General features: G+C 53.2%; 21 protein-coding genes. 11 read left to right on the plus strand and 10 right to left on the minus strand.

Translation table 11 applies throughout. From position 1 onward, the window contains the following. Positions 1–65: 65 nt before the first annotated feature. Both OXR04_RS20155 and OXR04_RS20160 read right to left on the minus strand, forming a co-directional pair. On the minus strand, positions 66–2,393 hold the full coding sequence (locus OXR04_RS20155) for an FdhF/YdeP family oxidoreductase (RefSeq protein ID WP_009093116.1): 2,328 nt from the start codon (positions 2,391–2,393) through the stop codon (positions 66–68). 496 nt (positions 2,394–2,889) lie between these two features. After that, positions 2,890–3,228: a cupin domain-containing protein gene (locus OXR04_RS20160; RefSeq protein WP_267372821.1), complete on the minus strand. Its 339-nt coding sequence runs from the start codon at positions 3,226–3,228 to the stop codon at positions 2,890–2,892. A gap of 189 nt (positions 3,229–3,417) precedes the next feature. Between OXR04_RS20160 and OXR04_RS20165 the strand changes: the two genes are divergently transcribed. Next, positions 3,418–4,140: a 2-phosphosulfolactate phosphatase gene (locus tag OXR04_RS20165; protein WP_267372822.1), complete on the plus strand. Its 723-nt coding sequence runs from the start codon at positions 3,418–3,420 to the stop codon at positions 4,138–4,140. Between the two features lie 56 nt (positions 4,141–4,196). Here OXR04_RS20165 and yajD read toward each other — a convergent pair whose 3' ends face one another. From yajD to OXR04_RS20180, 3 genes are all read right to left on the minus strand, one after another. After that, positions 4,197–4,544 carry an HNH nuclease YajD gene (gene yajD / locus OXR04_RS20170; protein WP_009093119.1) on the minus strand — a complete coding sequence of 116 codons (348 nt, stop codon included), beginning with the start codon at positions 4,542–4,544 and terminating at the stop codon, positions 4,197–4,199. 176 nt (positions 4,545–4,720) lie between these two features. Continuing rightward, positions 4,721–4,888: a hypothetical protein gene (locus tag OXR04_RS20175; RefSeq protein WP_162836542.1), complete on the minus strand. Its 168-nt coding sequence runs from the start codon at positions 4,886–4,888 to the stop codon at positions 4,721–4,723. A gap of 215 nt (positions 4,889–5,103) precedes the next feature. Continuing rightward, complete coding sequence (locus OXR04_RS20180; protein WP_009093122.1) at positions 5,104–5,280, minus strand: general stress protein; 177 nt, start codon at positions 5,278–5,280, stop codon at positions 5,104–5,106. 198 nt (positions 5,281–5,478) lie between these two features. Here OXR04_RS20180 and OXR04_RS20185 point away from each other — a divergent pair, with 198 nt between their 5' ends. The 5 genes from OXR04_RS20185 (at position 5,479) to OXR04_RS20205 (ending at position 11,280) form a co-directional block, all read left to right on the plus strand. Then, complete coding sequence (locus OXR04_RS20185) at positions 5,479–5,775, plus strand: hypothetical protein (RefSeq protein ID WP_140923814.1); 297 nt, start codon at positions 5,479–5,481, stop codon at positions 5,773–5,775. Between the two features lie 349 nt (positions 5,776–6,124). Beyond that, a complete protein-coding gene (locus OXR04_RS20190) occupies positions 6,125–8,098 on the plus strand; it encodes a methyl-accepting chemotaxis protein (protein ID WP_267372823.1) in 1,974 nt (657 codons plus the stop codon). A 104-nt stretch (positions 8,099–8,202) separates the two neighbouring features. Beyond that, on the plus strand, positions 8,203–9,219 hold the full coding sequence (locus tag OXR04_RS20195) for an NAD(P)-dependent alcohol dehydrogenase (RefSeq protein WP_009093125.1): 1,017 nt from the start codon (positions 8,203–8,205) through the stop codon (positions 9,217–9,219). A gap of 217 nt (positions 9,220–9,436) precedes the next feature. Beyond that, entirely contained in the window at positions 9,437–10,216 is a 780-nt protein-coding gene (locus OXR04_RS20200) for an MBL fold metallo-hydrolase (protein ID WP_267372824.1), read from the plus strand. A gap of 71 nt (positions 10,217–10,287) precedes the next feature. Beyond that, positions 10,288–11,280 carry a helix-turn-helix domain-containing protein gene (locus OXR04_RS20205; protein WP_267372825.1) on the plus strand — a complete coding sequence of 331 codons (993 nt, stop codon included), beginning with the start codon at positions 10,288–10,290 and terminating at the stop codon, positions 11,278–11,280. Between the two features lie 76 nt (positions 11,281–11,356). Here the strand turns inward: OXR04_RS20205 and OXR04_RS20210 are convergent, their stop codons facing one another. After that, entirely contained in the window at positions 11,357–11,758 is a 402-nt protein-coding gene (locus OXR04_RS20210) for an H-NS family nucleoid-associated regulatory protein (protein WP_267372826.1), read from the minus strand. 275 nt (positions 11,759–12,033) lie between these two features. On the opposite strand from OXR04_RS20210, the gene OXR04_RS20215 reads away from it, so the two are divergent. Next, positions 12,034–13,590 carry a sensor domain-containing diguanylate cyclase gene (locus tag OXR04_RS20215; protein ID WP_267372827.1) on the plus strand — a complete coding sequence of 519 codons (1,557 nt, stop codon included), beginning with the start codon at positions 12,034–12,036 and terminating at the stop codon, positions 13,588–13,590. A gap of 153 nt (positions 13,591–13,743) precedes the next feature. Here the strand turns inward: OXR04_RS20215 and OXR04_RS20220 are convergent, their stop codons facing one another. Beyond that, positions 13,744–14,145, minus strand: a complete 402-nt coding sequence (locus OXR04_RS20220; protein WP_009093130.1) for an H-NS family nucleoid-associated regulatory protein — start codon at positions 14,143–14,145, stop codon at positions 13,744–13,746. A 1,216-nt stretch (positions 14,146–15,361) separates the two neighbouring features. Here OXR04_RS20220 and OXR04_RS21585 point away from each other — a divergent pair. Then, complete coding sequence (locus tag OXR04_RS21585; protein ID WP_072215522.1) at positions 15,362–15,538, plus strand: DUF2256 domain-containing protein; 177 nt, start codon at positions 15,362–15,364, stop codon at positions 15,536–15,538. A 66-nt stretch (positions 15,539–15,604) separates the two neighbouring features. Here the strand turns inward: OXR04_RS21585 and OXR04_RS20230 are convergent, their stop codons facing one another. The 3 genes from OXR04_RS20230 to OXR04_RS20240 all read right to left on the minus strand — a co-directional run bounded on the left by OXR04_RS20230 (position 15,605) and on the right by OXR04_RS20240 (position 17,693). Then, positions 15,605–15,910: a hypothetical protein gene (locus tag OXR04_RS20230; protein ID WP_033736866.1), complete on the minus strand. Its 306-nt coding sequence runs from the start codon at positions 15,908–15,910 to the stop codon at positions 15,605–15,607. A 352-nt stretch (positions 15,911–16,262) separates the two neighbouring features. Beyond that, positions 16,263–16,499 (minus strand): YgdI/YgdR family lipoprotein, encoded by a 237-nt coding sequence (locus OXR04_RS20235; RefSeq protein ID WP_009093133.1) that lies wholly within the window; start codon positions 16,497–16,499, stop codon positions 16,263–16,265. A 912-nt stretch (positions 16,500–17,411) separates the two neighbouring features. Then, a complete protein-coding gene (locus OXR04_RS20240) occupies positions 17,412–17,693 on the minus strand; it encodes a hypothetical protein (protein WP_140029903.1) in 282 nt (93 codons plus the stop codon). Between the two features lie 355 nt (positions 17,694–18,048). Here OXR04_RS20240 and OXR04_RS20245 point away from each other — a divergent pair, with 355 nt between their 5' ends. From OXR04_RS20245 to feoB, 3 genes are all read left to right on the plus strand, one after another. Then, positions 18,049–18,999 carry an Rpn family recombination-promoting nuclease/putative transposase gene (locus tag OXR04_RS20245; RefSeq protein ID WP_267372830.1) on the plus strand — a complete coding sequence of 317 codons (951 nt, stop codon included), beginning with the start codon at positions 18,049–18,051 and terminating at the stop codon, positions 18,997–18,999. Between the two features lie 166 nt (positions 19,000–19,165). Then, entirely contained in the window at positions 19,166–19,390 is a 225-nt protein-coding gene (locus tag OXR04_RS20250; protein WP_058958133.1) for a FeoA domain-containing protein, read from the plus strand. Then, a complete protein-coding gene (gene feoB / locus OXR04_RS20255; protein WP_267395158.1) occupies positions 19,390–21,714 on the plus strand; it encodes a Fe(2+) transporter permease subunit FeoB in 2,325 nt (774 codons plus the stop codon). The genes OXR04_RS20250 and feoB overlap by 1 nt, the downstream gene beginning before the upstream one ends. The last annotated feature ends 224 nt before the right edge of the window (positions 21,715–21,938 follow it).

A 21,938-nucleotide genomic window follows, 5' to 3' on the forward strand; every position in this document is an offset into this window, starting at 1 on the left:
ACCCGCGTGACCGGCACGCCGGCCACGCGGGTAACATCAGGTCTCAACCTTTGCGACACACGGGATCAGCGCAGAACACCCGACGTTGTCTGTGTCTCATCCGTGACGCGTGTCATGGCGATCGGAATGCTTTTGTAAGCCGGAATGCCGCTCTGCGTGTCGTGGCTGTCGAGCGGCACCATCACGTTGGCTTCCGGATAGTAGGCCCCGACCGATCCGGGTGCCATATCGATAATCACAATCGTCAGGTTTTTCATCTGGCGGGAGGTAGGATTGCCCTCCGGGTCCAGCGCCATCAGATCGACACGGTCGCCCACCCGCAACTGGCGTTTCTCCGCCTCTTCGGCATTAATAAACAGCACATCACGACGGCCCGTGACGCCACGATAACGGTCGTTCAGCCCATAAAGGGTCGTGTTGTACTGGTCGTGACTGCGCAGGGTGGTCAGCACCAGGTCGTGGCATTTCAGCGAGCGGGGATCTTCATTGATGCCCTGCATCACTTTGAACTGCGCCTTACCGGAAGGCGTATGCCAGACGCGTTCTGATGCGGCGTTATAGAGCCGGAATCCACCCGGGTGCTTAATCCGCTCGTTGAAGTTTTCGAACGCCGGAAAGACCGCTTCGATGGCGTCACGGATGCGGCTGTAATCGGCTGCCATCGCGGACCAGTCCACCACGCTGTCTGGCAGGGTCGCTTTAGCCAGCGCGGCCACCAGTGCCGGTTCCGATTTGAGATGCGGCGATGCCGGATCGAGCGAGCCGCGCGAGGCATGCACCATGGACATCGAATCTTCCACCGTCACACTCTGCGCACCCGTTGCCTGCACATCCGTCTCCGTGCGGCCCAGCACCGGTAGCAGATAGTTATGCCTGCCGAGCAGCAGGTGTGAGCGGTTCAGCTTGGTTGCCATATGCACAACCAGATCGAGATTACGCATCGCCGGGAAGGTGACCTGTGGATCGGAGATCGCTTCTGCCAGGTTACCACCCAGACAGAGCAGCGCTTTGGCTTTGCCATCGCGCATCGCCTTAATTGCCTCAACGGCACCGTGACCATGCTTCTGCGGCGGCCGGAAGCCAAACACTTTTTCAATACTGTCCAGCAGCGATTGCGGCGGGATCTCCGTGATGCCCACCGTGCGGTCGCCCTGAACGTTGGAGTGACCGCGTAACGGACAGATACCTGCACCGGGTTTACCGATGTTGCCGCGCATCAGCAGCAGGTTGGCAATCTGCTGCACATTCTGGGTGCCGTACTGGTGCTGAGTGATCCCCATGCCGTAGCAGATAATCGTGCGTTCAGCGCTGGCATAGAGCCGGGCAACGTGCTGGATCTCTTCACGCGTCATCCCCGAGACCTTCAGGATATGATCCCAGTCGGTGCTCTCCAGGTCGGCTTTCAGCGCGTCGAAGCCTTCGGTGTGCTGAGTGATAAACGCCTCATCAATGACGCCTGGTTTACCTTGACTCAGCGCTTCTTCATGCAGGGTCAGCAGGATTTTCATCACCCCTTTCAGCATCGCTGCATCGCCGCCTACCCGTACTTTGTAATAGGTTGAGGCCAGTTCAGTCGAGCTTAGCGACAGCATCTCTATCGGGCTTTGCGGTGAGGTAAAGCGCTCCAGACCGCGCTCCCGCAGGGGGTTGATCGCCACAATCGTGCCACCGCGCTTAGCGACTTCGCGCAGCGTCCCCAGCATGCGTGGGTGATTCGTACCGGGATTGTGACCAATGCATAACACCAGGTCACAGTGGTCGAAATCCTCCAGTTCAACCGTGCCTTTGCCGACGCCGATGGACTCCGGCAGTCCGACGCTGGTGGGTTCATGACACATGTTTGAGCAGTCGGGGAAATTATTGGTGCCATATTCGCGGGCGAAGAGCTGCCACAGAAACGCGGCTTCATTTGAGGCCCGGCCGGAGGTGTAAAACTCCACGCTGTCCGGGTCTTCGTAACTGCGCAGGTGTTCACCAATCTCACGAAACGCGGTCTCCCATTCGATGGGCTGATAGGTGTCAGATGCGGCATCGTACTTCATCGGATGCGTCAGGCGGCCTTCGCCCTCAAGGTGCAGTGCGCTGCGCTCCCATAGCTCTGTCACCGTATGGGCGGCAAAGAAGGCGGGTGTGGTGCGTTTGCTGGTCGCTTCCCATGACACCGCTTTTGCCCCGTTTTCGCAGAACTCAAAGGACGAGGCATGTTGCGGATCCGGCCAGGCACATCCCGGGCAGTCAAAGCCCTGCGGCTGGTTAACTTTGAACAGGGCGATAACATCCTGTTTTACAGACATCTGGCCGCGGATAGCATCGGCAACCGCCTTTAATGCACCCCAGCCTCCGGCCGCGCCACCATAAGGGGCAATGCCATTTGTGCGATTTTGCTCTTTCATAATGCTCCACATTGTCTCTATTGTTATCGGCTAAGTCTGGTACAGAAAACCGTTAACCGCGTGGATTCTGGCTAATATGTCGCGAAATTCTTTCTCAAAATGTTTCGGTGGGTACTGCGCCATCCTTTTCAGCGCGAAAATAAGCAGAGCGCCGCGCTGTTTTTGTCGGGAAATAAGCGAGGCGGACTGTCATGACTTAACAGGAATATCGTGCTTAATTTAAGCCTGGTAAGCATTGGTATCGCTCTTAACTTTTTAACTGACTGTTTTTATGTATTTTAATAGAAGTGAATGGCGCGGAAAGTACCCGGGAATTAATTAGTTTCTGCTAGGGAAAGTTGTGTCGATAAATTTTCTGACCTGCATTAATGCGGCAATAATATTCACAGCCGCAGAAGGGCAAAATCAACAGAGGGTACAGCGTGCCTGTTCAGCGTAAATATGACGGCAGCGTATTCTTGTGCTTCGCGCCTGCCGTAATGACAGAGGCGGTTGCTCAGGCTATATCTTCACGATCCCCGCGCGTCGTGGGATGCGAAATAACCAGAAATTCGACCGCGCCATCACCGTTATTCTGCGCCTGATGTGCAGATTGCGGGGGGATTTCGATACCCTGTTGCGCGCTGATATCCTGCACGGTGCAGTCAAGCTCCATCGTCAGCACCCCGCTAAGAACAAAGAAAAACTGTCTGGACGCCGCATGATAGTGCCGTTTCTCACGCGTGCCGGGCGGCATTTTTTCGTGAATGATTAACATATCCTGGCGGTTGACCAGGTACCAGCCGTCGCATCTGTCACCCCACTGATAATGTTCCGCATTCTCTTTTGAAATCATCGATCTGCTCCGGCGTCGTCGCTCATCTTCTCTGGCTGACTATAGCTGGCCAGGAAATTGATTTTCAAACTTTTATTTCAGCTATCGTTTTCTTCCTGCGCAGCCTGATATTCTGACTAACGAGCGCCCGTTTGCAATCTGGCGCATGATCGCTGGCAATGAGTGGCAGGCTGCCACGGAGGATAAGAGATGCAGTGGTGTAATCAGGCGCAGTCTGACATCCGTCTTGAGTGGGGGCCCGCGGCCGTCAGTTACGTTGCTCAGGATGTGGACTGTATTGTGATCGTTGACGTCATGTCATTTTCCACCTGTGTCAGTCTGGCGGTCGACCAGGGCGCACAGGTTTATCCGTACCCCTGGAAAGACGCCTCTGCGTTGACGTATGCAGACAGCATCGGCGCAAGGGCAGCCAGCCCTGACAGGCTGAGTGGTACAGGCGGTTTCAGTCTCTCTCCGGCGTCGATGCGAAAACTGGCCGCGGGCGAAAAACTGGTGCTTCCCTCTCCCAATGGTTCAGCGATTTCGTTCCTGGCGCGGGAGAGTGGCGTGACGGTATTCAGCGGCTGTTTCCGGAATCTCTCACTCACTGCCAGAGCCTGTCGTGACTTCCGGCGCGTCCTGGTTATCCCCTGCGGCGAGCGTTGGCCTGACGGCACGCTTCGCCCTGCGATCGAAGACTATCTGGCCGCAGGCGGCATTATTGCCGCTATCGGACGTGAACGCTGTTCCCCGGAAGCGCAGGGGGCGGTCGCCGCCTGGCAGCAGATGAATCCGCTATCCCTTCGCGGGTGCTCTTCAGCCCGGGAACTTCAGCAGCGCGGATTTGGTGAGGATGTCGATCTCTGTCTGGAGGTGGACAGCGGGCAACAGGCATGTCAGTTGCAGGGTGATTTTTATACCGCCCGCCAGTGAAGGACCTGAGCCTGTCAGTGCGCGTTCAGCGGGCCGACAGGCGGGATGGGCAGAGGTTACTTCTTCTTATTCATCATCGATTTCAGGTCAGCAAAAGGATTGTAGGTGGCTTCACCGACATCCTTTTGTGCATCCTCGCCTGCTACGACGCGGGTGCCGTACTGGTCCGCCTCGGTATACTTCGAGTGCTCATGGTCATGACAATAGAGACACAACAGTTCCCAGTTACTGCCATCTTCCGGGTTGTTGGTGTGGTCATGGTCAATATGGTGAACCGTCAGTTCACGCAGGTTTGAATAAACAAACTCGCGCGAGCAGCGACCACACACCCAGGGATAGAGTTTGAGTGCTTTTTCACGGTAGCCGCTTTCAAGCCGCGCATAGTTTTTAGGGATTAAAGCCATTGCCGAAAGTACCTGTTATGCAGAGAGGTTCACGAGAGTGCTGCCAATATATCCCACAATCGGAGAGAAGAAGAGATCATCCTCTACTGTTGTGAAGGAGTGGGTAAAAACAGCCATTTATTTCAATCGGATAGCTGGAATAAATGGCTGTTTTGCGCTTTGCTTACGGCGTTCCACTAAATGTAATGCAGAACACCATAAACGGCCCAGAAAATGGCGTTAGCACCAAGATAAGTCCAGCATCCCCAGTAGGCAATGGGTTCGCGGCGAGTGCGGAGTTTAGGCAGAAAGGCCAGTAAATAGAGTGCAGAGGCAATAAGCGAAACAAAATAGAAAAATTTCATCGTTCTCTCCTGATTAATATCCTTTATTTCAGGATAGTCAGGACTGATTATTTTGCGCGGTGCTTCATCAGACGAATGATAAACCCTCCCTCTGCCAGCCTGTATCGGCAACGTTCAGGAGAAAATAGAGCGAAACGGCGGAGTGAGAGCTCTGGACATCGTCGGCAGAGATGCCACTCCATGGCGTACAAACTCCTAAAGCGCTTTATTCAGAACTACTTAGAAGGACGGCGACTAATCTTGCCTCCTTTCCGACCCGCTTCCCTGGCTTTTTCATGATCATTCTTGAAATTGCCCCCACTGACCTTGCCTCCTGCACTGCCAGCTTCACTCGCGCGTTCTGGATCGTTGGCAAAATTACCGGCACCACCTCTGTATTTCTGTTGTGTCATAGAAAGACCTCCTATCAGTGTTCCGTGAGATAAAAAGGACTAGCTAGTCACAGCAGGAAGGATAGTCGTCCGCTTCGTTTAAGCAAAGGCTGACCATGAATTCCTTGATAAGCGGAGGGGTAATGAATGAATTTTTAGCGCCGGCAGGGTCATGGCAGTTGAACTACGCTTAAAAGCCTGACGAAAAAGGAGAACGCAATGCGTAATGACACCTTAATCGACACGCTGGAGCTGGGTTCCGGTGGACAGAAACAGAAATATGAAATTTATGGTGATGATGACCAGATGCCCACTTATGCCGTGATCTACCGGCAGCAGGGTGATAGCTGGCAGGCCCTGGAGGAGAAGCTTACTTTCGCTGCGCAGGATGAACAGCAGGAGGCAACAGGAGCAATGGGCTACGGCTCCGGCGATACATTGCCAGATTTGCGCGATCTGCCCGCTGAAGCGCGGGCGCGGTGCGAAGAACACTGGCAGGAGCAGAACGAAAGGTAGAAGGAAAGTGTGCCGCTCAGTTCCTGAAACCGTGCGGCCACGTAATTTATCCGGATGCGGCGGAAGAGAGGCCCGCGCAGCTTTATATCTTCCTGGCCTGCCGCTGCCCGGGGTTACATTATGCTAATAAAATGTAACAAATTCATTGATTAAACCACCTGCAGCAATCGTTAAAGGTTTTCCCACTACGGGCGATAACCCATAGGCGTTGAGCCCGCCGATCATTGACGAAACCGGTACTCAGCGCCGAGTTCTGAACGCGAACGGACCTGCATTTAGCCCTCCTTTTACACACCAGTAAACGCAAAATTTATGCGTAAGTTAATCTTATAAAAGCGAAAATAATAATATGTCGATCATCAAGACGATCAAAAGTCGCCTGCCTGCTGCGCGTCTCCGGCGTAGCAGCCAGCCTGCAAATGGCACTTACGATTGCCGTGCAATGCCTGCTTCACTCTCTTCCATCGGCCTGAGCGCACGCGCGGGCGGGATCCTGATGACGTTTGTTCCGCCTGAGGCGGATTTCCGGCGGGTCAGTCAGGCCTGGCAACGCTTTACGTCTGCCGATCTGACGGTGCTGACACTCTCCTCGAATGGCGCGCTGAGCAGCAGCCGTCCACAGAGCACTTACTGTGAGGGGAATGGTCCGGAAGGGAGCTATCTCTGGCTGCCGGACACGCTGATCGCTCGTCATGAGACGCACATTGTCGATCTTCACGTCGCCGATACGCAGACCGCCAGCCAGCGCATCAGCGCCATCCAGCAGGAGCTGGCGCGATTGCCGGTGCGAATGCCGCTCTCTGCCGACCGTACTTTCGCCATGATTTACTGTGACGGGCTTTCCGCATCAGAAGGTTTTCTGATGCAGGCCTGGTACAACAGCGGGCGCTTTCCCTGCCTGGCCATTGGCGGTTCAGCGGGCGGCCGGATTACCTTTGATGGCACCTGGATCGGTGTCGGTGGCAAGGTGCTGCAGGGCAAAGCGGTGATCGTTTTCTGCCAGATGGCGCCAGGAAAATCCTTTGCGCCGTTTAAAAGCCAGAACTTTACGCCACGCGATCAGAGCTGGCTGATAGCCGAAGCTGACCCGGTCGCGCGCTCCGTCACCTCGGTATTTAACCGTCACGGTCAGCAGCAGCCCTTTGTTCCGGCGCTGTGCGAACACCTCAACTGCAGTGAAGCGCAACTGGCCGAGCGGCTGAAAGGGCTGACCTTTGGCGTTAAAGTCGGGGATGAGTTTTTTATCCGCTCCATTGCCAAAATCGAATCCAGCGGCGTGCAGTTTTTCTGCGACCTGGAGTTTGGCGACCGGCTGTTCCTGATGCAGGAAAAAGATTTCCAGCAGACGACGCAGCAGGAGTGGCAGGCGTTTACCGCTCAGCATGGTAAACCGGCGGCGATTCTGATGAATGACTGTATCCTGCGCCGCGTCGGCAATGCCGACAAGCTGCATAATGCCCATTTCTTTAAAGGGATTGCCGCTGCCGGTTTTTCCAGCTTCGGCGAAATTCTGGGCGTGCCGATCAATCAGACGCTTTCGGCGCTGGTCTTCTTCAATCGCGATGTGAAAGCCATGAGCCAGTTCCCGGTGGAGTATGCCGGTTATGCCGCGCATTACGCGCAACGCGGTCTGCGTCGCTGGGAAGCGCTGAACAGCATCCAGACGCGGGTGCTCGATCGGGTCATCACCTATCAGCAGGCATTGACTCCGCTGATGGAAGCGCTGCCGGTGTTGGAACTGGCGACCCAGAGCCAGGGCGAAACCCTGAGCCTGGCGGAGAGCAGTATCCGTAACATCAGTAACATCGCGACGGAAAGTCAGCAGGCACAGGGCCGGCTGGATGAGGGGCTGGACGATCTGGAGAAAATCTCTAACGGCATCAACGACATTACGCACGGCATCAGCAACATTGCTTTCCAGACCAATATTCTGGCCCTGAATGCGGCAGTCGAAGCGGCGCGCGCGGGCGAGGCGGGACGCGGCTTTGCCGTGGTGGCGGGCGAGGTTCGTCGGCTGGCGCACTCGTCGAAAGAGCAGGCTGAAGCGACCGCCAGTAACATCAGTGAGGCCGTAAGCACCATCTCACGTATCCGGCTGGTGGCCAGTGATTCAGCGCAGACCGCCGCGCAGATGGCAGAGCGCAGCATCAGCGCAGCCGACACGCTGGCTGCCATGAATCAGCAGACGCGACATGAGCGCGCCGATATTGCGAAGCACCTCGGCAGCCTGCGTGAACTCACGCAGGGCATGGACGCGATGCAGGAGGCAGTAGCCCAGCTTAAGGTGCTGCAGACGCTCTCCGGCGCACAGGTTAAAGGCTGATTTATCTCGATAAAATGTAAGAAATTGCGATATAAGCGCATCGGCCAGGCAAGCCGCGCCCGCAGTTGTTACACTTGTCGGTGATTAACCACGCAGAGGTATAAATGAAAATCAAAAGTTATGCAGCCATGCAGGCTGGCCAGGCCCTGGAACTCTATGAGTACGATGCCGCCGAGCTGGCAGCCGAAGAAGTTGAAGTCGAGGTCGAGTATTGTGGCGTCTGCCACTCAGACCTGTCGATGATCGACAACGAATGGGGCATCTCTCAGTTTCCGGTGATTGCCGGACACGAAGTCATCGGCCGGGTCTCTGCCCTGGGTGATGCGGCTAAAAACAAAGGACTCTCTGTCGGTCAGCGAGTGGGCATTGGCTGGACGGCAAAAAGCTGTCAGCACTGTGATGCCTGTATCAACGGCGAACAGGTTAACTGCCAGCAGGGCAGTATCCCGACCATCATGAACAAAGGTGGTTTTGCCGAGAAGCTGCGCGCTGACTGGCAGTGGGTGATCCCGCTGCCAGAGAAGCTGGATGCAGCGACCGCGGGTCCCCTGCTGTGTGGCGGGATTACCGTGTTTAAACCGCTGCTGATGAGCAACATCACTGCCACCAGCCGCGTCGGCGTGATTGGTATCGGCGGTCTGGGCCACATTGCGATTAAGATCCTGCACGCGATGGGCGCCGAAGTTGTGGCCTTCAGTTCAACTCCGGATAAGAAGCAGTCAATCCTGGATATGGGTGCTGACGAAGTGGTTAACAGCCGCGACGCTGAAGCCCTGAAGAAACAGGCGGGTCGTTTTGACCTGATCCTGAGCACCGTTGCTGTCGACCTCGACTGGAAGCCCTATTTCGCTGCGCTGGCTCCTCAGGGCAAATTCCACACCGTGGGTGCTGTGATGAAGCCGATTGAAGTGAGTGCTTTCGAACTGATCATGGGCGATAAGGCGGTGACGGGGTCGTCCACCGGTTCGCCAGGCCAGCTGCGTTCTCTGCTGCGCCTCGCTTCCCGGGCTGACATTGCCCCTCAGGTTGAGTATTTCCCGATGTCTGACATCAATAAGGCGCTGGACCACGTTCGTGCCGGTAAAGCCAATTACCGTGTGGTACTGAAAGCCGATTTCTGATGGAAGCCTGAATAGTCATGCCGCAGCAGCCTGCTGCGGCATTTTTTTTATCTTCACCCTTCTTCCAGTGCAGCAGTGATGACGTCATCTGCTATCCGTAAAAACTCGCAGTCTGGCCCGATTCCATCGAATCCTGTCTTCTGAGCCTGTCACGCGCTGACAGGGTCCTGCCGTAAAGTTTCCTGGTTACCGCGTGAGACGATTAACGGAGCCATAAATGAAGCTGACACAGATTCGAAATGCCACACTACTACTGGATTATGCAGGCAAAAAGTTCCTGATCGATCCGATGCTGGCTGAAAAAGAGGCCAGGCCCGGTTTTGCCGGTTATGCGCGTCCCCATCTGAGAAACCCGATGGTCGATCTCCCGTTCACGCTTTCTGAACTGCTGGCAGTCGATGCAGTGATTGTCACACACACGCACAGCGATCACTGGGATGAAGAAGCACAGCAGCTGATTCCAAAAAGCATGACTCTCTATAGCCAGAACAGCAGTGATGCAGCGCTGATACGCTCACAAGGGTTTGATAACGTCAGGGTGTTGCAGGACGCGAATCCCTTTACTGAGGGGCTGACGATCTATAAAACTGAGGGTCAGCACGGCAGTAATGCGCTCTATGCCGACAACGTTATGGGCGATATTTTGGGCGATGCCTGTGGCCTGGTATTTACTCATCCGTCAGAGAAAACGCTCTATATTGCAGGTGATACGGTCTGGGTAAAACCCTATGTCAGAACGCTGCAACGATTTGCACCTCAGGTCGTGGTGATGAATACCGGCAACGCGATGAACGATCGTTACGGACCGATCATTATGGGAAAAGAAGACACGCTACGCACCCTGCGTTTTTTGCCGGACGCTACTCTGGTCGCCTCGCACATGGAAGCCATTAACCACTGTTTACTGACTCGCGCTGAACTGCGTGCTTACACTTCGGAACAGGGTATTGCTGATCGGGTATTGATCCCTGAAGATGGTGAATCAATGACCTTCTGAATATCGGATCAGCAACTGACACCATTGCTTGCTGGCGATTCACATCTGAGTTCTTAGGGAAAGGGGAGAAGATGGCTGCGCTGACAGTCGCCGTGCTGGCAACGGCTGGATTTAGTCCGTTTCACTTTTCAGTGCCCTGCATGATGTTTGGGTCAGCTCTGCCGCAACAGGATCTCTTTCATCTGGAAATCTGTGCGGAGAGAGCAGGGCTGGTTATCTCAGAAAGGGGATTATCAGTGACGGTCGAGCAGGGGGTTGAGCTGTTTGACCGGGCAGATATCATTATCGTTCCCTACTGGCACAATCCGGCTGAAAAACCGGCTCAGGTGCTGCTTGATAAGCTGGTGGCCGCCTGGCAACGCGGTGCAGAAGTTGTTGGGCTATGTCTGGGTACCTATGTGCTGGCTTATGCCGGACTGCTCGATACGCATCAGGCTGTCACCCACTGGGAATTTGAACGTGATTTCAGCGAACGTTTCCCCCGGGTCCATCTCGACTGCAATGTTCTCTATACCCGGGATGAGAGGCTGGTTACGTCGGCGGGTACCGCAGCAGGTATCGACTGCTGTCTCGATATTATCCGCCAGCATTATGGCAGTGCCATCGCTAACCGGGTCGCCAGGCGCATGGTGGTGCCGCCTTATCGGGAAGGGGGGCAGGCACAGTTTATTGAACGGCCAGTGCCCGATAACACGCGTGACTGCAGGATTAATGCACTGCTGGCCTCTCTGCGGCAGAATCTGCATCAGCCGCATGATCTTGATTCGCTTTCAGAGACGCTCAGTATGAGTCGTCGTTCGCTGACACGTCACTTTCACAAGGCGACGGGAATGTCACCGGGTGAGTGGCTGATGGCGGAGCGTCTGCAATGCAGCCAGCTGTTACTGGAAACCACCAGTAACAGCATTGAATCGGTGGCAGCGAAGGTGGGTTTTGAATCACCCGTCTCTTTTCGCCAGCGTTTCAAATCCCGGTTTGGTGTTTCGCCCAGCGAGTGGCGCCGGACATTCCGCGGCCCAAAGTCAGTGATAAAAGAGGAAAAAGCGCGGCGGGATGGGGCATGACCAGGGCCTGGTCATGCCTGAATACCGCGATCGGCTGCAGCGGCCCACCAGCGTAACGGCAGTATGTTCACCCTGATCAGATCAGGAATTCATCCAGCGACTGACCCTTATCAATGGCTGTTTTGATCACGCTGGGCGTCCGGCCCTGACCTGTCCAGAAGTGAACCTGGCCCTGATCATCGCTGTAACGGTATTTCGCCGGACGCTTCGCCCGTTTCTTTTTACCGCGAGCCGGGGTCGGGGTGCTGTTGACCAGCTCCGCCGGATTAATGCCTTCTTCCTGCAACAGCTCCTGGTAGAAGGCCAGTTTCTCCGCCTTCTCACGCGCCTCTGCTGCCCGCGCATTTTCCTCTTCGCGACGCTCGTTTACCACGGCCTCTAATTTCTGATGTAACTCTTCCAGCGTAGCCACAGTCAGATGGCGTGCCTCGGCGCGAAGCGTGCGGATATTATTCAGGCTGTTCAGGTTCTTATTCATACAAAATTCTCAAATACTCAAGTTAATCAATAAAGTGCAAATTTTTCAGCGGGCAAGGGTAACACTGACCCGCATGCCATTTGAAGTCTCTCTGTAGATTTATGCACTGCTTTTCCGGTTTTGGGGGTGTTCCCTGAGTTGACCCGACGTAATATAAAAGCGAAATCTGCTGATAAAATAGCGATTATCGCTATCGAAAGGGGATTGCGGGATTTACATTTTTGCCGGGGGATAACTGTGCTTAAATCAGTCAACAGGTTTTATTAAGGACAGGCATGAAGTTTCGCCGTAAAAATGATGAGACAGCGTCAGGGATTTCCCCCCTTCTCAGAAGCATTACGCTGTCAGGCGTATTGCTTGCTGTCCTGGTGATTGGATCCGATCTCTGGTCGTTGCGTGAAGACTGGAACAACACCGTCAGGAAAGTTGAGGATACGGCGGTCAACCTGTCGCTATCGCAGGCGCGCCAGGCGGACGATACGTTTTTACAGACCGAACTCTCTTTGCGTGAATTACAGCGCGAGCTCGAAAAGCAGATTGCGACGAACGGGGTGGATGGTCGGGGGCTGAGCGAGACAATGCGCCTGCTGCAGAGCCGTCTGCCTCAGCTTCACGGCCTGTTTTACTATGATGCGCACGGTAAGTGGATAGCCACATCCATGAATCGCATCCCGCCTGATATCAATAACGCCGATCGTGAATATTTTGCTTATCACCGCTCCAGTCTGCGAAACACTCTGCATGTTGGCCCGGTGCTGCGCAGTCGCACCACGCATGAACTGGTGATTCCGGTGACGCTGCGCGTTAATGATGCCTATAACGGGTTTCGCGGCGTTTTACTGGCCACCATCAAGGTGGACTACTTCCGCCGTTTTTACAGCTACTACGAACTCAGTGAAGGGGATGTCCTGGTGCTGATGCTGGCAGACAGTACGGTGCTCTACGCCCGGCCAATGCCGGATAGCTACATCGGCAAAAACCTCTCGGTGAGTCCGCTTTTCCTGAAGATGCTGGCGAATGCCGACAAAGGCAGCGGTCAGTGGACCGCCGCGCTGGATGGTAAACAGCGCATCTTTGGTTTTGTCCGATCGCAGCGCTATCCGCTGGTGGTTGCCGCCGGGTATGACAAACGCGCCCTGTTTCAGCACTGGCTCAGAGGCTGGGTACAGGATCTGATACTGAGCCTCATCCTGCTGGCCGTTATCATCTTACTGGGTAACTTTGTACTGCGTCAGGCACGGCATACGCTGCGGTATCAGCGTGAGCTGACCCGACTGCGCGATGAGCTGACTGCTGCTAACCGCTCCCTGGAAAATCTGGCACACAGTGATGGCCTGACAGGCGTCGCCAACCGGCGCTATTTTGATCAAATGCTGATGCAGAGCCTGCAGAAGGCGGCGCTCAGCGGCGAGCCCGTATCACTGATTCTGTTTGATATCGACTATTTCAAACGTTACAACGATACCTATGGCCATGTGGCCGGTGATGACTGTCTGAAAAAAGTCGCTGCCGTGCTGGCAGAGAACACGCGGCGTAAAAACGAACTCACGGCACGCTACGGCGGAGAAGAGTTTGCGATTATTCTGCCGGATCAGCCGCAGTCAGCCGCGCTCCATCTCGCTGAAACCCTCATCGAAGCCGTTAATCAGCTTGATATTCCGCACCTCACTTCTGAACTGCCGCAAAAACATGTCACGCTGAGTGCTGGCTGTGCTGTAAGCCTGGCGGCTGACTCTCCGTCAGCGCCTCAGGCGTTGATAGCGCGCGCGGACGAGGCTCTGTATCGTGCAAAACGGGCAGGGCGAAACCAGGTTATGGGTGAAGAGCAGTAACGCGGAGGATCAGCCATTGAGGGAGCTAATGTGATGTCAGGAGGGTGTGACAGACATGCATGACGGGGTTAGTTTCATCGCGTTTCGCTAAACAACAGGATGCAGAAAACCCGCCGGGCAACGCCGGGCGGGTTTTGATAAACGCCTGCTGGATTAGATCAGGAAATCGTCCAGCGATTTACCTTCATCAATGGCAGCTTTAATCGCAGAAGGGGTACGGCCCTGACCGGTCCACTGCTTAACTTCGCCATTTTCATCGGTGTACTGATATTTGGCAGGGCGGGGCGCACGCTTTTTCTTCTCTGTCGGCGCAGTCTGCATACCATTTAACAGCTCGTTAGGATCGATACCTTCCTGCAGCAGTAATTCGCGGTATTTTGCCAGTTTTTCTGCTTTTTCACGATTAGCCGCTTCTGAAGCCTGCGCTTCTTCACGACGCTCGCTAACGACAACGGAGAGTTTTTCCAGCATTTCTTCTAAAGCAGCAAGATCAAGTTCGCGAGCGTTAGCGCGAAGGGTACGGATATTATTCAAGCTATTGAGAGTGTCACTCATCAAAGTCACCATAGTCATGTTCAGATAATAAAATACAGAGCGGGTTCACGCTGATGCTTTTCGTCAGACCTGCTTTTTTAGGATGCTTGCCTTCGAAGAATCAAATACAGAACCTGGAGTTCAACACAGCCATATTAATCGCTTTCTGAGAGAGTTGAAACTCTATTTAGCGCATCAGCGTTAAACAAAAGTAAATTTATGCATTTTTACCCTTTTCTCACGTACGCTGTCAAAAAAAACCTGTCAGCCCTCATCGGATAATTCAGTCTGTTACCAGACTTGTTCGCCATTTTTCAAGCGAAGCCGTGTGCTCTCAGATTAGGTTCATGAGCAGAAAAAGATAAAATTATTTACACCGGGCGTCAGATAAACGGCGAATGCTTATCCTGTCAGGAAGGGATAAGCTGTGAAAACCCTTATTAAATAACGCCAGAGCGGTTAATTCCAGGCCGACTGGTTAGCCCGGGATTATTTGTAACGCACTGTATTTGATTGATTTTCATTTGGAGTGGCCTGGTGCTGTTAACATAATCAGGATGCGGATAGTTTACTAAACGTTGTGCCGTTTGGCTTTAATACGTTACGCGAATACGTGCTTAAACCGATGGACATAACTTAAGCGGAATCATGCGACGCTAATCCGTTCTTCAGAGATTATTTACGGTTCTAATTACTCTGCGTACAGGCACAGACTGGACAACTAAGTGCATCAGGGGGCGCTAATGTCATCGTACGTAATATTATCTGACGGTATTATTGCACAGGATGCATTAAACGTGGCACATCATTGCTGTCTGAGGTGGGTGAGGAACTTATGATCAGCATCGTAAAAACATTGCAAAGCGCACAGGTATCGACAGCCTGTTGCATGACACCCTGCAAAATAGCGCCTCTGACTATCCGCTAACCTTAGCGGGCATTAACAGAGTCCGATGGTTGCCTGATGTAATTAATTTGCCTTTAAGAAGCGCACAGTTTAACGCTGTATATAACTGCCAGAGTACAGATGTCGATACCGGCTCAGGCTTTGATGTGCCCGTCTCGCCAGATAATATGGTCAGATTTTACACGGTTATAAACAGCTGAGACCGTTCTGAGTCTGACGATGACATCATGGATCAGGTGTTCCGGAAAACGTTGCGCTGTCGGGTTGAGCTACACTCAGAGAACAGAGGGGTTAACAGCAGCGTCAGGATTGATTAGGCGGGGGAGTAACGTGTTTAAGGGGAATAAAAAGTCATTACCGGTTCGTTACTGTCAAATGTGCAAAAAACCGATGAGCTGGCGGAAAAAATGGGAAAGATGCTGGGAGGAAGTGAAATATTGTTCTGAACGCTGCCGACGCGCGGCGCATGCACAGCGCAGGGATCAGGCAGAGAACGATCCTCTGTAAAACGTTTCAACGGTAAAACAGAACGGGCCAGAAGACGTTCTCCCGGCCACGTCTGTCATCAGATCATCACTGCTGAACCTCAATCTGTTGCCAGCCCTGTCTGAACATACAATCTTTCACCAGAATTTCGCGCTGACTTTCGTTCGCGTCACTGGTGGAGTAGTCGGTATCCGTTGTTTTATGCTTGTCGTCGTGAGACGTGTATTTGCCACTGACAATGTTATCAGGCGGCAACTCACGCAGCGCCTGAGCCTGACACGCGGTTTCTGCCATCATCTCCTGCTGCTCAGAGGCATCAGGTTTAACCCATTTGTACTGAACGCATCCGGTCAGACAGAGAGTGAAGAAAAGTAACAGGAAAGGTTTCATCATCTGTTTCTCAGCGATTATTAAAAAGTCATACCGCTAACGACATACGTGGTTTTAACGCCGGCGGCTATAATTACTGGCCCAGTCTCCAGGCTATAGCCCGTTCCTGTCTGAGCAATCTCAACGTCATCTATCGTCTTTTATCCACTGACTGTCCGGATAGATACTGCTGGAGGAGTGGCCCGTCTCTGCCTCAAGGGTGGTGAAGTGTTTACCCTGTTCTGCGTTGAGGCCTGTCGCCATTGCAGAGGAAGAGGCACACAGTGCTAAGCCAGGACCGCTCAAACGACATTCCATCGAACCTGTTTTCCGTGAAGTCAGAGGATGAGGTAACTCTGCTCAGTGCAGAAAAGGCCTATTTTTGTACAATTTCCTTAACATCATGCTGCTGGAGCTGATGCATATTTCCATCTGTATCTTTATAGGCAATCATGCCGGTCTCTTTGTCTTTAGCCGGCTTGCCTTTGGTGGTAATCATGTGACCATCCGTGGTTGAGATGATGTAACTCCCGGAGCAGGCAGCCAGTGACATGGCTGAGAGCATCATGGCAAGGATAATGGCACTTCTGTGGATAAAGGCTGAGGATTTCATAACCGTTCCCGTATATTCCTGTTTAAGACGATGCCGTATTATGGTTTCGCATTCTTAAACGACGTGATAACGGTAGGGCGTTCAAAAAAATTACGTGAATTAAATTGATCTGGATCATTTATAACAAGCCGAGTCCCCTCTCTTAACGGCAGCCTTATCCAGCCACTACAATCCGCTTTAAATTCTGGCAGAACAATGACGCCGAAGAGCACACACGCTTATGTTTGGCGATATGCAAAGATGTCGCATCGGGATAAAGCCTCAATGTAATTACAGGTTACTATTGGATTTCAAATTAACCCTATATTGCTTCTCACCTGAGTGGTTCTTTTTTACATAAATCGCTGAGTCATTAAGGCGTTATAACCGACGCCAGGGGAGGGTGTTTGCCGGATCAGGAAGAATTGAATGATGTTACTTGCTTAACAGCCCGCGAGGGATTACGTTTTGAAAGACAATTCAGAGAGCAGGATATAGCACCCATAACAGCATCCTGGCACTTATACCGGATAATGGATGCCACGACGGTCTGCGCCATGATGTGCAGGCGGAAAAGAAAGGCCAGATTATTTGTCATCAATCTTTATATTAGTTACAACAACCAATAAGAGCTGGCAGTATTATCCGAGCGAGCCTGTGCACCGCTGCCCCTCTCTGACAATTATCATCGAGCTGTTCTGAAACTCCGAGTGCCCTTTGACAAGCCGCCCCGCACGGCCCGGAGGGCCGTAACAGCTGTTTCTGTAGTGTATGTATGATGTAACTAACCCCAAGGTGGATGTCAGATCAGATATAGCGGCAGATCAGTAAAGCCACTGCTTAACTTAAATAAAAGGCTCCTGAGGTATCAGAAACCTTTTCCGGTATCACGCGGTCAGATAATGCAACGATTCGCCCATTGCGCAGGCCGAATCAACTGACCTGAAAAGCAATAAAAAGACCGTTATTGAACCAGGTCACTTTCTCGCCCGCCTCGTTGAGCATCCATCCGGCTTCCCCCATAGACGAATTGTTCCAGCTTTTGTATTCAGTCGCGCTGGCCAGACCGATAGCATTAATACTTTTAGCGGCACGATTATAATTGAAGCAGCAATCTGAATTCAGGCCAGCATCATTCCACATCCCGAGTAACTCTGCGTAGCCGATATCAGCACCGCTGACGCTTTTCGCTTCTGATATATTTAATAAGCGCATATTAACTCCCTCTACATTTAAGTTACATTAAGTGGGTATTGCGACGTCATTTTATCAAAAAAGTCTTTTTCAACGCTGCTGGTCTAGCAGATTAGCAGGCCAGAATAACGATTAATTTTTTTCAAAGAGAATAGCTAATCGAAGTGCTTCGATTGACATTTTTGCAGGCACACGATATCCCTTTAAAAAAACGAACCAGGTTTATTGCAGGTTAAAAAGGTATACAGAACGTGAGTAAGAAGAGCATGACGCGTTGAGCTGTGTGCCCTGTGTTTAAATAACGTCCGTTGTAACTCTGCATCGTTGCTCTTGCGCCTGTGGTAGTGAACATGTCCCTATTTCGGAGTCAGGGCAGATGAAGACAAACTATACCCCTACACCTCATGACGCTATGTTCCGTCAATTTCTGACCCAGCCAGATATTGCCCGTGATTTTATGGAAATCCATCTTCCGGCAGAGCTTCGGGAAATCTGTGATCTCAGCACACTCACGCTGGAATCCGGTTCGTTTGTCGAGGATGACCTTCGGCAATATTTCAGCGACGTGCTTTACAGCCTTAAAACACGCGCTGGCGACGGTTACATTCATGTTCTGATTGAGCATCAGTCTACGCCCGACAAACATATGTCCTTCCGTCTGATGCGCTATGCGGTGGCGGCCATGCAGCGTCATCTGGAGGCGGGACATAAAACGTTGCCGCTGGTCATTCCCGTACTGTTTTATGCCGGCAAGCGTTCCCCTTATCCCTTCTCTACACGGTGGCAGGATGAGTTTGATGATCCGCTGCTGGCAGAAAAGCTCTACAGCCGCGCTTTTCCTCTGGTTGATGTCACCATTATTCCGGATGAAGAGATTGCAGAGCATCGTAGTATGGCGGCGCTGACACTGCTGCAGAAGCACATAAGGCAACGCGATCTGGCCGAGTTGGTAGACCGGCTGACACCCATTCTGCTGGCCGGGTATCTCTCTTCATCACAGGTCGTATCGCTGATACACTATATTTTACAGGCAGGCGAAACATCCGACGCCCAATCCTTTGTTCGCGAACTGGCACAGCGTGTGCCGCAACACGGAGACGCACTCATGACCATCGCACAACAACTTGAGCAAAAAGGCATTGAGAAAGGCATTGAGAAAGGCATCGAGGAAGGGATTCAGATTGGCAGAGAGAAAGGCCATTCTGAAGGTGAACGCGACGCAACCCTGAAAATTGCGCGGACGATGCTGCAGAATGGCCTCGACCGCGATACCGTCATGAAGATGACCGGCCTGACCGACGAGGAACTGTCACAAATCCGCCACTGAGTTTGCCTCATCCTCCCGTTAATCCCGCTGAATATCCCTTTTACAGCCTGTTGAACTGCCGTTTACCCTGACGGCCATTTTCCCCTGCCTGTCCGATGTCAGATCAAAAATCGAAACGCTTATCATTTGTAGAATAAGTGCTTCTTACTCAGAGGCAGAACAGGGTATGGCAATTAACACAGGCTGCTCCTACCGGATAGTGGGCTATCAACCCTCGGTCAATTCTACCTGGCGTCAGAAATTACTGACGATGGGCATGCTGCCGGGCGCAGTGATTGAAATTATTCGTGTCGCCCCCCTGGGTGACCCGGTACAGATCTCAACCCGTCGTGTCACTCTGGCGGTGCGGCAGGGAGACCTGGACGCAATTATTCTGGAGGAGATCGTCTGATGAAAAAGATAACCATCGGGCTGATTGGTAATCCTAACACCGGCAAAACAACGCTGTTTAATCAGCTCACCGGCGCCCGCCAGCGGGTGGGGAACTGGGCGGGCGTCACAGTCGAGCGTAAAGAGGGGCAGTTTTTCACCGCTCAGTCAGATGTCCGGCTCGTCGATTTACCGGGAACCCGCTCGCTGACAACGCTGTCCGCTGAAAGCTCCATCGATGAGAGCATCGCCTGCCAGTACCTTTATCAGGAACATGCCGATGTCGTAATCAACGTCGTGGATGCCTCCCGTCTTGAAAGCAATCTGTTCCTGACGCTTCAGCTGCTGGAACTCGGGCTACCCTGCATTATTGCCCTCAATATGCAGGATATCGCCGCCAGCCAGAATATCACTATCGATACCGGGGCGCTGTCGGCCCGCCTGGGCTGTCCGGTCGTTTCACTGACCTCAACCCGGGGTGACGGCATTGCACAGCTTAAAGCGTTAATCGATGAACCGCAGATTTACCGCGCACCGGAGCAGGTGTGCTACCCGGCAGCGATTGAATCGGCGATCGGGCAGCTTTGTCAGCAGATGTCTGCCACCCTAGCGCCGCAGAAACGCCGCTGGCTGGCCTTACAGTTGCTGGAGGGGGATATCAACAGCCTGAAGCTTTGTCCGGAACTGGAAGCCGACTTACCTGAAATCAGGCAGCAGGCGGGCGAAGAGGCGGGCGTACAGATTGCCGACTATCGTTATCGCGCCATTAATGCAATCTGTGCGGCCGTCAGTCATAGCGATCAGGCCGCGCCCGCGAATCTGACCAGCCGTATTGATCAGGTTGTGCTGAACCGCTGGCTGGGCATTCCGATTTTTCTGGCGGTGATGTATGTGATGTTCGTGCTCTCTATCAATATCGGCGCCGCCCTGCAGCCCCTATTTGACAGCAGTTCGGTGGCGATATTCATTCATGGTGCACAATGGCTGGGTGCGGTCTGTCACTTCCCGGCCTGGCTGACGGTGTTTCTGGCGCAGGGGATCGGGGCTGGCATCAACACCGTGCTGCCGATTATTCCGCAGATTGGCCTGATGTTCCTGTTCCTCGCTTTTCTGGAAGACTCGGGCTACATGGCTCGCGCCGCCTTTGTGATGGATCGGTTGATGCAGTCACTGGGCCTGCCGGGCAAATCATTTGTGCCATTGATTGTCGGCTTTGGCTGTAACGTGCCGTCAGTGATGGGGACACGCACGCTGGACACGCCGCGTGAGCGTCTGCTGACCGTGCTGATTGCACCCTTTATGTCATGCGGTGCGCGGCTGGCGATCTTTGCGGTTTTCGCTGCGGCATTTTTCCATGCACACAGCTCCAGCCTGGTTTTCTCCCTCTATCTGCTGGGGATTATCGTCGCGGTCGTAACCGGGCTGGTACTCAAGCATACCCTGCTGGGAGGTGAAGCCTCACCGTTCATCATGGAGCTGCCGGTCTATCACCGGCCCCATCTCAAAAGTCTGCTGCTGCAGACGTGGCAACGGCTGAAAATGTTTGTGGTGCGGGCCGGGCAGGTCATCATCCTGGTGAGCATGCTGATTGGTGTACTGAGCAGTTTTGCATTCAATGGCCAGCTGGTGAATGACATTAACCACTCCGCACTGGCTGCGACCAGTAAAGCGATTACGCCGGCGCTGCTGCCGATGGGTGTCACACAGGATAACTGGCAGGCCACCGTCGGATTGGTGAGCGGTATTATGGCGAAAGAGGTGGTAGTGGGAACACTCAACAGTCTTTACACCACCGAGGCGATTCAGAGCAGCCCGTTCGATCCGCAGGCTTTTGACCTGGGAGGAGAGTTAAGAGAGGCGCTGACTGACACCTGGACTGGCTTAAAGGCTGCGTTCAGGATCGATGCACTGGCGCATCCCATTGAGGCCAGTAAAGGTGATGGCGACATGGCCTCCGGCCCGATGAGTGTAATGTCGGATAAATTTGGCAGCGGGTTTGCCGCCTATAGCTATTTGATCTTTGTGCTGCTTTACGTCCCCTGTGTTTCCGTCATGGGGGCGATTGCACGCGAAGCAGGCAAAAAATGGATGATGTTCTCCTTTTTCTGGGGACTGAACATCGCCTACACCACGGCGACGCTCTTTTATCAGGCGGTCACGTTTGCCCATCATCCCGCATTCAGCGCGATCTGCATCTTATGTGTCGTGGTGCTGAATGTCATCATTCTGCTGGCACTGCGCAAAGCAGGGAACCGTGTGCAGAACATCCCCATCATGTTCAGGGAGGAGAGAGGGCGTTGTCAGGGCTGCCACGGCAATTGTGATAAGCAGGGCGGATATGCCTGACCCGATCACCCGGAGATAGCGTCAGTTACTGACCAGGGGCAAGGCCGGAGATCTGAATACAATGGCGGCGACGCGTCAGGAAACGGCGAAACCGCCTGTTAATCAGTGAGATGATTCAGGAATAAAGCCCGAAAAGTGCTGTCCCGTACCGGTTTACTCACAGGCTGTCCACTTTTTCTGTGGATAACTTTATCCGCCGAAGACGCTGAGCGCGCTTTTATGTC

This window comes from Pantoea sp. GM_Pan_3, assembly GCF_026541045.1.
Taxonomy (GTDB): Bacteria; Pseudomonadota; Gammaproteobacteria; order Enterobacterales; family Enterobacteriaceae; genus Pantoea; species Pantoea anthophila.